The sequence below is a fragment of the Marinifilum sp. RC60d5 genome (genome assembly GCF_052400665.1).
Lineage (GTDB): Bacteria > Bacteroidota > Bacteroidia > Bacteroidales > Marinifilaceae > JBQTGK01.
On record NZ_JBQTGK010000007.1, the window covers coordinates 1 to 13,205 of the forward strand.

Annotated in this window: 13 protein-coding genes; 3 read left to right on the forward strand and 10 right to left on the reverse strand. The window is 34.5% G+C overall.

Going from position 1 to position 13,205, the window contains the following annotated elements:
• Positions 1 to 110: 110 nt before the first annotated feature.
• The 8 genes from rimO to dinB form a co-directional block, all read right to left on the reverse strand.
• Positions 111 to 1,409, reverse strand: a complete 1,299-nt coding sequence (gene rimO, locus ACT3CE_RS14270) for a 30S ribosomal protein S12 methylthiotransferase RimO (RefSeq protein ID WP_444710443.1) — start codon at positions 1,407 to 1,409, stop codon at positions 111 to 113.
• 142 nt (positions 1,410 to 1,551) lie between these two features.
• Positions 1,552 to 2,502 carry a signal recognition particle-docking protein FtsY gene (gene ftsY, locus ACT3CE_RS14275; protein WP_444710444.1) on the reverse strand — a complete coding sequence of 317 codons (951 nt, stop codon included), beginning with the start codon at positions 2,500 to 2,502 and terminating at the stop codon, positions 1,552 to 1,554.
• A gap of 161 nt (positions 2,503 to 2,663) precedes the next feature.
• On the reverse strand, positions 2,664 to 2,819 hold the full coding sequence (locus tag ACT3CE_RS14280) for a DUF4295 domain-containing protein (RefSeq protein WP_444710445.1): 156 nt from the start codon (positions 2,817 to 2,819) through the stop codon (positions 2,664 to 2,666).
• Positions 2,820 to 2,827: 8 nt separating this feature from the next.
• Positions 2,828 to 3,010 (reverse strand): 50S ribosomal protein L33, encoded by a 183-nt coding sequence (gene rpmG / locus ACT3CE_RS14285; protein ID WP_054721833.1) that lies wholly within the window; start codon positions 3,008 to 3,010, stop codon positions 2,828 to 2,830.
• Between the two features lie 14 nt (positions 3,011 to 3,024).
• Entirely contained in the window at positions 3,025 to 3,267 is a 243-nt protein-coding gene (gene rpmB, locus ACT3CE_RS14290) for a 50S ribosomal protein L28 (protein WP_444710446.1), read from the reverse strand.
• Between the two features lie 289 nt (positions 3,268 to 3,556).
• On the reverse strand, positions 3,557 to 4,465 hold the full coding sequence (locus tag ACT3CE_RS14295; RefSeq protein ID WP_444710447.1) for a YitT family protein: 909 nt from the start codon (positions 4,463 to 4,465) through the stop codon (positions 3,557 to 3,559).
• A 291-nt stretch (positions 4,466 to 4,756) separates the two neighbouring features.
• The gene (locus tag ACT3CE_RS14300; protein WP_444710448.1) at positions 4,757 to 7,705 is read right to left on the reverse strand and encodes a DNA polymerase III subunit alpha; all 2,949 of its coding nucleotides are present in this window, start codon (positions 7,703 to 7,705) and stop codon (positions 4,757 to 4,759) included.
• 12 nt (positions 7,706 to 7,717) lie between these two features.
• Complete coding sequence (dinB, locus tag ACT3CE_RS14305; protein WP_444710449.1) at positions 7,718 to 8,926, reverse strand: DNA polymerase IV; 1,209 nt, start codon at positions 8,924 to 8,926, stop codon at positions 7,718 to 7,720.
• Between the two features lie 73 nt (positions 8,927 to 8,999).
• Between dinB and ACT3CE_RS14310 the strand changes: the two genes are divergently transcribed.
• From ACT3CE_RS14310 to ACT3CE_RS14320, 3 genes are all read left to right on the forward strand, one after another.
• Positions 9,000 to 9,710, forward strand: coding sequence for an XRE family transcriptional regulator (locus tag ACT3CE_RS14310; RefSeq protein WP_444710450.1), 711 nt, complete (start codon positions 9,000 to 9,002; stop codon positions 9,708 to 9,710).
• A 77-nt stretch (positions 9,711 to 9,787) separates the two neighbouring features.
• Entirely contained in the window at positions 9,788 to 10,309 is a 522-nt protein-coding gene (locus tag ACT3CE_RS14315) for an RNA polymerase sigma factor (RefSeq protein WP_444710451.1), read from the forward strand.
• Entirely contained in the window at positions 10,296 to 10,838 is a 543-nt protein-coding gene (locus ACT3CE_RS14320) for a hypothetical protein (protein WP_444710452.1), read from the forward strand. The genes ACT3CE_RS14315 and ACT3CE_RS14320 overlap by 14 nt, the downstream gene beginning before the upstream one ends.
• Positions 10,839 to 11,318: 480 nt before the next feature.
• Here the strand turns inward: ACT3CE_RS14320 and thiC are convergent, their stop codons facing one another.
• Together thiC and thiE are read right to left on the reverse strand one after the other, a co-directional pair.
• On the reverse strand, positions 11,319 to 12,593 hold the full coding sequence (gene thiC / locus ACT3CE_RS14325; protein ID WP_444710453.1) for a phosphomethylpyrimidine synthase ThiC: 1,275 nt from the start codon (positions 12,591 to 12,593) through the stop codon (positions 11,319 to 11,321).
• Positions 12,593 to 13,204, reverse strand: coding sequence for a thiamine phosphate synthase (thiE, locus tag ACT3CE_RS14330; protein WP_444710454.1), 612 nt, complete (start codon positions 13,202 to 13,204; stop codon positions 12,593 to 12,595). The genes thiC and thiE overlap by 1 nt, the downstream gene beginning before the upstream one ends.
• Position 13,205 lies beyond the last annotated feature (1 nt).

Consider the following 13,205-nt stretch of genomic DNA (forward strand, 5'->3'; position numbering starts at 1 on the left):
CAATTTTTTTCTTGAGCTAGAAAAAGGCTCCGAAAAAATCAGAATAACTTTACTTACACACTTTATGGGATACTACTCTTTATTAAATTTTCGGAAGAATACCTGATTTTTTAGATTACAGTTCCAAACAGGTCATAATCTTCACAATCATTAATTTTCACATTATAAAACTCACCTATTTTTAATATGCTATTTTCTTTCAGAATTAAAACTTCAGGATCGACTTCATAGGAATCGAATTCGGTTCTGCCATAGTAGTAATCTCCTTCTTGACGATCAATAAGTACTTTAAGCTCCTGACCGATTCTCTTTTTATTTGCTTCTAAACTAATATCTTGCTGAATGAGCATTATTTCCTCTTTTCTTCTTTCCTTTTCTTCCTGTGGAATATTATCCTCATAATTAATGGCAGCATAAGTATCTTCTTCGTTCGAATAAGGAAATACACCCAAACGTTCAAATTTCATTTCCTGAACGAAATTCTTAAGATCTTCCATATCCTCTCTGGTTTCACCAGGGTGTCCAACCAACATTGTGGTTCTAAGGGTAATACCAGGAACCTCTTCTCTAATTCTATTTATTAACTCTGTTGTTTTAGCACGGTTGATACCTCTACGCATCAATTTTAAAACATTGTCGCTTGAATGTTGCAAAGCAATATCCAGATAACGACAAACTTTAGGATTCTCACGCATCACTTTTAGTATGCCATAAGGAAATTGAGTTGGATATGCATAATGTAATTTAATCCATTCCAGACCTTCAATTTCAGATAAAGCCTGGACTAATTCGGCCAGTTTTAATTCATCATATAAATCATAACCATAGTAAGAAAGATCCTGGGCAATAACCAATAATTCTTTTACTCCACCTTCAACCAAACTTTTGGCTTCTGCAAGAATATCTTCCATTGGTCGGGAAATGTGTTTTCCAGTAATAATAGGTATTGCACAATAAGAACAAGACCTATTGCAGCCCTCAGATATTTTTAAGTAAGCAAAATGTTTAGGAGTTGTTACCATTCTCAAATTTTTGAAGTCTGGCTTGTATTCTTTATGCAATTCTCCAACAATTGCCTTCCAATCAAATTTACCAAAATAATGATCGACTTCTGGAATTTCACGTTCTAATTGATCCCTGTATCTTTCCGATAAACAGCCCATTACAAACAACTTATCAATACGTCCATCTTTTTTTGCTTCAACATATTGCAAAATGGTATCAACTGATTCTTCTTTGGCATCACCAATAAAACCACAAGTATTAATAATTATGGTTTTAGCATCACTATTCTCCTCTTCACAGGTTACCTGAAACTGATTTGCATCCAATTGTTTCATTAACACTTCTGTATCAACTAAATTCTTCGAACATCCAAGACTTATGATATTGATCTTATTCTGATTCATATATTGATTTTCTTTATTAAATTTTTGACAAAAATAAGACAAAAAACTCTTTTATACACTTAAGTATTTAGATTAAATAAATTTCAATGCAAAAGGCTGTCTTTAACGACAGCCTTACTAATATTATTTTTGATATTTTTCTTTAGTTAAATAAGGAATCTACAAATTCCGTACGATTAAAAACTTGTAAATCTTCCATAGCTTCACCAATACCAATATATTTAACTGGAATTTTAAATTGATCGGAAACTCCAATTACAACACCACCTTTTGCTGTTCCATCAAGTTTAGTTATGGCAAGAGCATTTACTTCTGTCGCTTTGGTAAATTGTTTTGCTTGCTCAAAAGCATTTTGACCTGTCGAGCCATCTAGAACCAATAAAATTTCATGAGGTGCTTCAGGAATTACACGGTCCATTACACGCTTAATTTTACTAAGCTCATTCATTAAATTAATTTTGTTATGTAATCTTCCTGCTGTATCGATAATCACAACATCAGATCCGGCTTCTTTAGCTTTGGTAAGAGTTTCGAATGCCACCGATGCAGGATCAGCTCCCATTCCCTGATTTACAATAGGAACACCTACTCGCTCCGACCAAATAATTAATTGATCAACTGCTGCAGCACGAAATGTGTCGGCAGCTCCAAGCATTACCTTTTTTCCTGCTTTTTTAAACTGATGAGCCAGCTTCCCAATAGTTGTGGTTTTACCCACTCCATTAACTCCCACAACCATTATTACAAACGGATGATCTGATTGAGGAAGTTGAAAAGCTTCGTAAGCTCCTTTATTATTTTCTTCGAGTAATCCGGCAATTTCTTCTTTTAAAATTCTATTTAATTCCGAAGTCCCTAAGAATTTATCTTCAGCAACTCTTTCTTCTATTCGTTCAATAATCTTAACAGTTGTATCTACACCAACATCAGAAGAAATTAGGATTTCTTCTAATTCATCAAGCACATCATCATCAACGGTAGATTTACCAACTACAGCTCTGGAAAGCTTTTTAAATACACTTTCCTTTGTTTTAGCCAATCCTTTATTAAGATTTTCCTTTTTCGATTTCGAAAAACTTCCAAATAATCCCATTCTACTTAAATTTTAGGCTGCTAAATTACAAAAAAAGGAACACACAAACAATTAACAATAAATGATTTAAAACAAAAGATTAAAAGTTTTAATTTAAACAATAAAAAAAAAGCTTCCTGAAAAACAGGAAGCTTTTTAAACTCAGTATTATATGAACTTTTTTACTTCTTAGCAAAAAAATCCTTTACGTTCTCGTTAGGAACAATCTCTTCTTTAAAAGAGTATGAACCAGTTTTAGATGATTTAACCATTTTGATTACTTTAGCGTAACCACGGCCTTCACCTTTTTGTAGGGATGCTACTACTTTCTTAGCCATATCTCAAATTATTTAATTTCTCTGTGAAGGGTTACTTTCTTCAAAATAGGATTATACTTCTTCAACTCCATACGATCTGGAGTATTCTTTTTATTTTTAGTAGTGATGTATCTTGAAGTTCCTGGCATACCGCTTTCTTTATGCTCAGTGCACTCAAGAATTACTTGCACTCTATTACCTTTTTTAGCCATTTTCTATGCCTTTTTTAATAATTTTTAATAAATCCTTTTTCTTGAGCTTTATCTAGTGCACCTTTTACACCTAATTTATTAATTAGACGAACTCCTGCAGCAGAAATTTTCAATTCAATCCAGCGATCCTCTTCAGGAAGATAGAACTTCTTTACAAAAAGATTTGGATAGAATCTTCTCTTGGTTCTTCTTTTTGAGTGAGAAACATTGTTCCCAACCATTACGCTCTTTCCAGTAATTTGACAAACTCTTGACATAGTCCAGATTATTTTTTTCCTTAAACGCTTTTCAAACAGGTCGCAAAATACGTAATAATTTTCTTAAAAATCAAATTATATTACATTTTTTTGCAGATATATTTTCAGACTGGAGAAAATCCTTAAGCCTCCATAAAACCAATGAAAGATCGGTTTTAGAAGTTCATATCATTACAAACAATAAATTTTCTTATTGAATTCTCTCTAACGCATTCAGTCTTACTCGTGCAAAAATAAAAAAATCTCTCTGTTATTTGGAGAGATTTTTCATTTATCTGATAAAATATTTTTATTCGATTTCTTCATTTAAGGATTTAAATCCTTTACCAATAATTTCATTTGCCTCTGTTACATTAACAAATGCATCAGGATCAATAACTTTAACATGTAATTTAAGAATTTCCAGTTCTCTTCTACTCATTACTGAGTAAAGCATTTTTTTCTCTTCTCCGGAATAAGATCCCATTCCGCTTAGTATAGTTACCCCTCTTCTAAGGTCATATTTAATTTTATCAGCAATGATTTCGTAGTGATCTGATACTATCATAACCGTTTTGTGATAGTTTGCTCCACTTACAACCATATCGATAATCTTACCTTCGATATAAATAATAATTAACGAATAAATTACAAATTCCCATCCAATTGCACCTGTTTCGGTTGGTTGTACTAAAGTAAAAAGGACAATTATACCATCCACAATCATTACCAACTTACCCAATGATAATTTCGTATATTTTGCAAAAATCATTGCAATAATATCTGAACCTCCCGAAGTTGCTCTCGATTTAAATATCATTCCAATTGCAATTCCATAAAAAACACCTGCAACAACTGTATTAAGCATAGGATCGAGAATTACTTTTGGATAACCGGGAACAACATAAGTTTCCATTATCCAAACCGTAATCAGAATTATGGCAATACTTAAAACTGTTTTAATTCCAAATCTGGGTCCCAAAATTATAGTTCCTATAATTACCAAAGGAACTTCCATGGCAAAGGTACAGTAACTAATTTTCCAGTTAAATAATGTGTTTAAAACTGTTGCGATACCATATACTCCACCTGGAGCTAATTTGTAAGGAACAACAAATAAAATGTCGGATACTGCAAAAATAATACTTCCAAGAATTAGATATGCATAAGCGCTTAGCCACTCATTTGACAAGAACTTTTCTTTAGTAATAAAAGCCATTTTTTTAGTGTTAGTTTAAGTGTGTTAAATTCGCCGACAAAAATAAATTCGCCCCAATTATATGCAAGCTTTTTGGTAATTTTTCACTTCCGGCTTACTATCACTAAATCTGATTGTTATGTATTTTAAAATTATTTTTTTTTAGCTTTTCACAAAAACCACTAAAAAAAGACGTCAATTTTTCACTTATGTGAATGTAAATTTTAATTCTTGTACTGATTCTTATCTAACTATATCATTATTCTATTTAAAGTTATTACTATACTTATGTATAGTAAAATCGAAAAATACTCATTTTTCCACCAAATCATCAATACTAATATTTGCCATGCGTAACATTTTACTCACCTCTATGCTTAAAAAACCATACTCTTCTACTACTTTACCTTCTATGGTATAGCAACCCGGACCACGAAAAGGATATTCTTTTGCTTTTTGCGAAAAATGAACTGTATCTATCCAATGTCCATCTAAATCTATCCAGGTACCAAAATACATGAGAGTACCATTACTGGCTCGTGTAGGTTTACGATGAATTAAATAGGCAACAATACGTATGTAACGATTTACTAATCTGGGCAAGTGACAAGCTTTTAAATCGGAAGGTAATTGTTCTTTTACCAATTCGAAAGGCGATTGTATTGATACTCCCAGCAATTCTAATTCGTCGAATGCATTTTCAAGCTTATGCTTCCACAATTGAGGTAATTTGAATTCTTTTACCTCGGTTTGAAATAATGTTTTTTCCGGTTTACTCTTTTCTGTATGTCCTAATATAAGGTGAGCATCCCACAATAATTCTTTTTTCCCTTTTCCGGTAAAACGAAAAGCTCCCACTCTAATTAGAATAATTAACTGCTCCAATCCAATTGGAAAACGTTTCACAAAATCGCGTAAGCTTTTATATTTCCCATTTTTTTCCCTTTCCTCGATTAAATCTCTTGCTCTTTCTTTTTCTAAATCTCTTAGCAAGAAAAATCCCAGCCAAATGGTTTTTTCTTTAATAGTATGCTTCAAAAAGCTTTTGTTTACACATATTGTTTCCAGGTTTGCTCCATGCATAGCAGCTTCGTGCAGGTACAATTGAGTAGAATAAAATCCTCCGCCATTATTTAATGTTGCTACCATATACTCTAAGGGATAATAAGCTTTTAAATAAAGAGCCTGAAAACTTTCTACCGCATAGCTGGCCGAATGCCCTTTGGCAAAAGCATAATTGGCAAAACTTTCTATTTGTCGCCAAATATCATGTACAACAAGATCGGCATAACCTTTGGACTTGCAATTAGAAAAGAATTTATCTTTTACCTTAGCAAATTCATTTCTCTGTTTAAATTTCCAGGACATTCCCCGACGCAAAACATCAGCTTCGTCGAGCGATAATCCTGCAAAATAATGAGCTACCTTAATAACATCTTCCTGATAAACCATTACACCATAAGTTTCTTCCAGAATTTCATATAAGGCTGGTAATTCCCGTTTTGCCTTCTCTCTTTTGTCTTTATTCTGAAATCGAATAATATATTCTCGCATCATTCCACTTTTGGCTACTCCCGGACGAATAATAGAACTAGCCGCCACTAAACGCTTATAATCTTCGGCTTTTAGCTTAGTTAAAAGCATACGCATGGCTGGCGATTCAACGTAAAAACATCCAATTGCCTGTCCTTTTTTTAGCATCTGTTTTACACGCAAATCCTCCATAAATAAATTGGTATTGTTAATATCAATCTCAATTCCATAATTTTGTTTGATTATTCCCAAAGTATCCTTGATTTTTCCCAAACCACGCTGACTTAGAATATCGAATTTGTGCAAGCCCAAATCTTCGGCAATGTACATGTCGAATTGAGTAGAAGGAAAACCTTTGGGCAATAGTTCGGTGGCCGTATAGTTGCTAATTGGTTCATCCGATATTAAAATACCACTGGAATGTATGCTGGAATGACTCGGAAAATCGGAAATATAATTACTGTAGCGAATTACCCATTTACCATACTCGTCGGCTTGCGCCGGATTTGGATTTTTTTGCAAACGCACAATTTCTTCATCGGGTAAACCGAATACTTTGCCAATTTCCCGAAAAGCCGATTTGTGGCTAAAAGTAATAAAGGTTCCTAATAATGCTACATGATCCCAACCATATTTGTCGAACAAATAACGAGTTACATCATTGCGATCGGTCCATGAAAAATCGATATCAAAATCGGGAGGAGATGTTCGAAATGGATTTATGAAACGCTCAAAGTAAAGATCCAAATCAATAGGGTCAACATTAGTGATTCTTAATAAGTAAGCTACGAGACTATTGGCTCCGCTTCCTCGTCCAACATGATAGTATCCTTTACTTTGAGCATAGCAAACCAAATTCCAGTTAATTAAAAAGTAGGAACAAAAATCTAACTGTCGAATTACTTTTAGCTCTTTATTTAAGCGTTCTATAATTTCCTTGGTTATTGTTTTGTATCGATACGATAAACCTTCAAAAGCGATCTGTTTTAGAAATTCAAAATCTTCATCCTTCGATTTTTTAAAAACCTTTTTGTTTTTATTGGTTTTAAATTCGAAATCTATACTGCAGTTTGCCAGTAAATTTTCAGTATTCATTATTAGCTCGGGATATTCTTTATACAGTTCCAATAAATTGGATTTACTTATGTACTGATCATCGAAACTGGCTTGTTCGTCTTTGGCTAGTTTACTTAGTAAGCTGTTTTTATCAATAGCTCTTAATAGGCGATGAATATTATAATCTTTCTTATTGCGAAAGCTTGCAGTTTGTAGAATTACCAGCTGATCGAAATTATTTTTCCATTGTGAAAAAGGCAGATAGAGTAAATCTTTTGGGCTTATTCCAATGAATTCGTAAGCTTTTAATTCACGCTGTTTATTTTGAAAAGGATAAATCACAAAAACATTCCTGAATAAGGGAGCTTTATCACAAAACTTCTTATTCCCATGTAAATGAACTGTTAAAAACTCATTTATTTCTTGAAATCCCCCGGCATTTTTTGCTAGCAGTACATATTGTTGTTTTACTCCATTTCTTATGTCTGCACCAACAATGGGTTGCATAGATATTTTTTTAGCCTGCCTCACAAAATCGAGGCTTACTGCTGTATTATTTATATCTGTTAATGCAACACGCGTATATCCTCCGGTATGGGTCTCCTTCAAAACCTCTTCAACCGAAAGTGCTCCGTACTTAAAACTATAATAGGAGTGACAATTTAATAACATACAATGAAAAAATTATTCATTACCAATTAAATTCGGCGCTTGTCCGTTAAAAGAATTCATTCCGCCAATGGTTTTCACATCCATTCCTATGGCTCTTTTTACTGCATTTTTCCCATATCTATTTCGCAAATAATCCATTTTCTGATATAATTTTATGAGCTTCTCAGAATCTTCGAACAGACGAATTTGATAAGTTCCCCCCACCAAATTACTAAAGCGAACACCAATTAAACGAATCAGCACTCTACGTTCATATATTTTATCAAACAAGTCGAGCACTATAGCGATTAGGGTGTGATCGAGCGATGTGTATGGAATTCGCTTTTGTTTAGAATAGGTCTGAAAATCGGAGTAACGAATCTTAAGCGTCACACAGGCAGTTAGTTTGTTGCTATTCCGAAGCTGATAAGCCAAATTTTCGGCCATAGCTATCAACATGCTTCGTAATTTTACCATATCGGTGGTATCTTTCTCGAAAGTGCGCTCGGTAGAGATCGATTTCTTCTCACTCCAACCAACAACAGGAGTATTATCAATTCCCTGTGCCTTCTTCCAAATTACCTGCCCATTTTTTCCCAACACGCGCTCCATTAACTCCATGGGCATTTCCTGCACAGTTCTCACTTTTTCAATCCCCATACTTCGCAATTTGTGGTAAGTTTTATCGCCAACCATAGGGATTTTTTTAATGGAAAGCGGAGCCAAAAACGGAATTTCATTTCCACTTTCAATATTGATATGATTATTTGGCTTTGCTTCTCCTGTCCCTACTTTTGAAACTGTTTTGCTGGTCGACAATCCAAAAGAAATAGGCAAATGAGTTTCTTTTAGAATTTTTTCTCGCAATTCTTTCGACCACAAATAACTTTCCTGTACAAAACGATCCATTCCACTTATGTCAATGTAAAACTCATCGATAGATGATTTTTCGAATAAAGGCGAGTATTCTTTAATAATTTCCGTCACATCATTTGAAAACTTACTGTAAGTTCTGCTTTCTCCTCTAATTACTACCGCCTCGGGACAAAGCATTCGAGCCATTTTCATTGGCATGGCAGAATGCACACCGTAAACACGAGCCTCGTAAGAACAAGCAGCTACAACTCCCCTGTCGGATGTTCCTCCAATTAATACCGGACGATTGTTCAACCTTCTGTCTAACAATCTCTCACACGACACAAAAAAAGTGTCCAAATCCATGTGTACTATCGTTCTTCTCATTAATTGTCGATAATTTCGTCATTATTTTGTCTATAATTTAGTCTTTCTTTCCTATCTTTGAAAAAAAGTAGCTATGTTTTTTGCAGAAAATATCAAGTTTCTTCGCAAGAGAAGAAAGAAATCACAGGCCGATTTATCTGAGCAATTGGGAATTACCAGAACCACTTTAGCAGGATATGAAAAAAGTGTTCAGCCTCCTTTTAAAGTGCTAATTAAATTTGCTGAATACTTTGGCGTTTCTATTGATGCCTTACTAAGGTATAAATTGCAGGAATTATCGGAATTTCAGCTTTCGCAGATAGAAAATGGATTTGATATTGATGTAACTGGTAAAAAATTACGCTTGCTTACCATATCAGTAAATCAGGATGGAGAAGAAAATATAGAAATGGTTCCCCTAAAAGCTCAGGCCGGCTATACCAATAGCTATGGCGATTTGGATTTTATCGAATCCCTACCAAAATTCACGCTCCCATTTTTACCTAAAGATAAAAGTTATCGCACATTTCAAATTCAGGGAGACTCTATGTTACCAATTTCTGAAGGATCGTGGGTTACCGCCTCTTATATTCAAAACTGGGAAAATATTAAGGATGGAACTCCATGCATTATTGTTACACAAGATGATGGTATTGTATTTAAAGTAGTATACAAACAGCTTGAGAAAAATAAATCTTTTTTACTGGTATCGACAAACCGGAGCTATAAACCTTACGAAATGCCTGTTAGTAAGATAATTGAGATCTGGAAATTTGAAACTTATAATGGTTTTGAAATATTATAAATAAAAAATATCAAAAAAAAGTGTAACCAATTACACTCCTCTCTTACTAAATAGATAAAGAATCAAATTTACACACATTGAAAAAAGAAGAGCTATTTAATCAAATTCTATCGGATAATAGCGAGCGCATACAGCGAATATGCCGTTACTATAATTCGAATGCCGAAGATCAAAAAGATATGTATCAGGAAGTACTGGTTAATATCTGGAAAAGTTTGGATCAATTCAAAGGAAAATCGGCAATTAGTACATGGGTTTATCGTATAGCTGTTAACACATCGCTGAGCTTTACCGGCAAAAGCTACAGAGAAATGAAACTGATTGTACATAGCGATACGCAAAATTTAAATTCTATTGTTGATGATGAAGAATTGGATATCAAACAAAAAGAAGAAAGCCAGTTCAATCTACTCCAAAACGAATTAAATATGCTGTCGGTAATCGATAAGGCCTTAATATCCCTAATGCTTGAAGGTTTAAGTATGCGTGAAATTGCAGATGTAATTGGTATAAACGAACCCAATGTAAAGGTTAAAATACACAGAATTAAGACACAATTAAAAACTAAACTGACAGGAGGTACTCATGAACGTAAATAAAGATAACAGCGAAAAAATCAATTTAGATCATTTAATGAGTAAACTCAAAAAAGAGGATAACAATTACGCCAATTTATGCAAAGTTCTTAAAGCTATTTATTGGGCCTTAATTCCAATGTATGTGATCATGACAATTGTTATTTATCTTGATACAAAAGACATAATGAACCTAATTGCAGGACTAACAATTATAAGCTCATTCATCGTTTTCCTCATTATTTTAGGACAATATCAAAATGAATATAAAAATGCCGATTATTCATTACCCACTCTTCTAATGTTGAAAAAAGCAGCCGCCAGATATCAACCCATTCGACCTAAAGCAATTTGGGCAATTCTTGCAATTGTATTACTAGATATCGGCTTATCTATAAACTCCATCAATGAAATTGACATGGTGACTTTTCACATCTTTTTAGGTGCTTTTTTTACTCTTGCATTAATTATTGGCTTTATTATATGGTATTACAAATACAAACCTCTTCGCGATCATGCTTTGGCAATTATTGCTGAAATTGAAGGTGAATAGTCAAACTCATTTGCAATGATAAATGCCCAAATCGATGTGATTTGGGCATTTAGTTTTTCTCTAAAATTAAAACCGCCTAATTAAAGTCTGATGCTGCATTTATCACTTTTCTAAAATCCTCAAAGTAGACTTTATCGGTATCAATTTCTTTCTAATATTCATCAATTTCAACAATATATTCATCTCCCTCAATTCGGTGATTGGAATAAAGAAAAGAGAATAATAGAACCCACAAGGCTCGCCGCGGAGAATCCTTTTTATTGAAACTTAGGCTCTCCCTCTAATTCATAAACAACATTCATATCTACTAAGCCCGTCAGCGATTTTTTTTATCCCTGACGGTGCTTTAAAAAATAGACGTAATTCCCGTAAGCGCCGAAAGTGCCCAATAGCCCAAATCGTGTGCAACTTTACAATCCTGTTGCATACCTGCTCCTCCACAACTATCCGAAGCTGCAATTGTTAAAAATTAGTCCATTTCTACATGTTTTTATCGTTTTTCACAGCGCACAGATTACCACACATCGTGCAATGATCCTCTTCGCTACTTTCCGAATCCATTTTTCGCTTTCTGGCCAATTCCGGATCGATACTATTCTGAAACATTGTCTCCCAATCAAGATCGTAACGTGCCTTCGAAATGGTAAAATCTTGCTGACGGACACCTGCTACATTATTCACTAAATCGGCAGAATGTGCAGCAATTCGACTAGCGATTACACCTTCTTTTACATCTTGTACATTGGGCAAACACAAATGTTCGGCAGGCGTTACGTAACACAAAAAATCGGCTCCGTGAATGGCTGCAACAGTTCCCCCAATTGCTCCTACAATATGATCGTATCCTGGTGCGGCATCGGTAACCAAGGGCCCTAAAACATAAAATGGTGCTTCACCACAAAGTCTTTTCATCAATTTCATATTGGCTTCAATCTGATCCAAAGGCATATGTCCTGGACCTTCTACCATAATCTGAACGCCTTTTTCTCTGGCACGATCGACCAATTCACCTAAAACCAACAATTCAGCCACTTGAGCACGATCTGTTGCATCGGCACCAGCACCAGGACGCAAACCATCTCCTAAACTAATGGTCACATCATATTGTTTACAGATATCCAATACTCGATCGTACTGCTCATACAATGGATTTTCTTTCTTGTTCTCCTTCATCCATCGTTTTAACAAAGCTCCTCCACGACTCACAATTCCACAAACCCTATTTTCATTCTCCAAAAACGAAAGAGAAACATTGGTTACACCACAATGTAAAGTCATAAAATCAACACCCATTTTTGCCTGAATTTCAATCTCTCGAAACAAATCTTCTGGATCGAGTTCTGAAATTTCTTTCCCTTCAGCCAATAAGCGTGTGGCAACTCCGTAGATAGGTACAGTACCAACCATTACAGATGACTTCTGAAGTATTCGTTGAAGAATAATATGCAAATCGCCACCTGTTGATAAATCCATTATCGCATCAGCTCCATTGGCAATGGCAACATCCATTTTTTCCAATTCCTCTTTGAAAAAACAATGTTTTTCAGAGGTTCCCATGTTCGCATTTACCTTGGTTCGTAAACCATTCCCAATTGCCTTAACCGGAAAATCATGATTTATATTTTTAGGAATAACAATTCGTCCTGAAGCAATCTCGTTTCGTAACCATTTAACATCAACTTTCTCTTGCTGAGCAACCGCATTCATTTCGGGTGTAATAAAGCCTTCTTTAGCTTTTTGTATTTGTGTAGTCATTATTTCTTGTTTAGTAAATTCGTAACGTCTTGAATTCTTTGATCGAACTGATCGGTTTGCATAAAATGCCGAACCATAGCAATATTTTTAGCTCCCGCATTTAAAATATCATCTATATTTTCAGGAAAAATTCCTCCAATGGCAACCACTGGAACAGTCGCTAAATCCAATACTTGCTTTAATTGTTCAACACCAACAGTTTTGTCAGGTTTCGCTTTTGTAGTAGTTGGGTAAATAGGACCAAAACCAATGTAATCTGGCTTTTGAGCCAAAGCTTCCTTAACTTGCAAAATGGAATGAGTAGATAAGCCAATCTTCATATCTCCAACAATCTTTCGAGCATCCTCCATCGACACATCATCTTGCCCGAGGTGTAAGAAATCAGCATCACAAATGGCGGCAATATCAGGACGATCATTCATCACAAAACTAGTTTCACTTCCCTTGGTAATGCCTCTAATCTCTTTTCCAATCCTAATTAATTCCTTGTCAGATAAGTCTTTTTCTCGCAATTGCAACATCTTAACACCGTTTTCAACACAAGATTCTGCAATATGTCGATAAGTAGATTGTGGATTTGTAATAATAATGTATAAACCAAAGTCTTCCATC

Coding starts and splice junctions, on each gene's coding strand:
- rimO (WP_444710443.1), bottom strand. CDS start 1,409: ATGAATCAGAATAAGATCAATATCATAAGTCTTGGATGTTCGAAGAAT.
- ftsY (WP_444710444.1), bottom strand. CDS start 2,502: ATGGGATTATTTGGAAGTTTTTCGAAATCGAAAAAGGAAAATCTTAAT.
- ACT3CE_RS14280 (WP_444710445.1), bottom strand. CDS start 2,819: ATGGCTAAGAAAGTAGTAGCATCCCTACAAAAAGGTGAAGGCCGTGGT.
- rpmG (WP_054721833.1), bottom strand. CDS start 3,010: ATGGCTAAAAAAGGTAATAGAGTGCAAGTAATTCTTGAGTGCACTGAG.
- rpmB (WP_444710446.1), bottom strand. CDS start 3,267: ATGTCAAGAGTTTGTCAAATTACTGGAAAGAGCGTAATGGTTGGGAAC.
- ACT3CE_RS14295 (WP_444710447.1), bottom strand. CDS start 4,465: ATGGCTTTTATTACTAAAGAAAAGTTCTTGTCAAATGAGTGGCTAAGC.
- ACT3CE_RS14300 (WP_444710448.1), bottom strand. CDS start 7,705: ATGTTATTAAATTGTCACTCCTATTATAGTTTTAAGTACGGAGCACTT.
- dinB (WP_444710449.1), bottom strand. CDS start 8,926: ATGAGAAGAACGATAGTACACATGGATTTGGACACTTTTTTTGTGTCG.
- ACT3CE_RS14310 (WP_444710450.1), top strand. CDS start 9,000: ATGTTTTTTGCAGAAAATATCAAGTTTCTTCGCAAGAGAAGAAAGAAA.
- ACT3CE_RS14320 (WP_444710452.1), top strand. CDS start 10,296: ATGAACGTAAATAAAGATAACAGCGAAAAAATCAATTTAGATCATTTA.
- thiC (WP_444710453.1), bottom strand. CDS start 12,593: ATGACTACACAAATACAAAAAGCTAAAGAAGGCTTTATTACACCCGAA.
- thiE (WP_444710454.1), bottom strand. CDS start 13,204: ATGGAAGACTTTGGTTTATACATTATTATTACAAATCCACAATCTACT.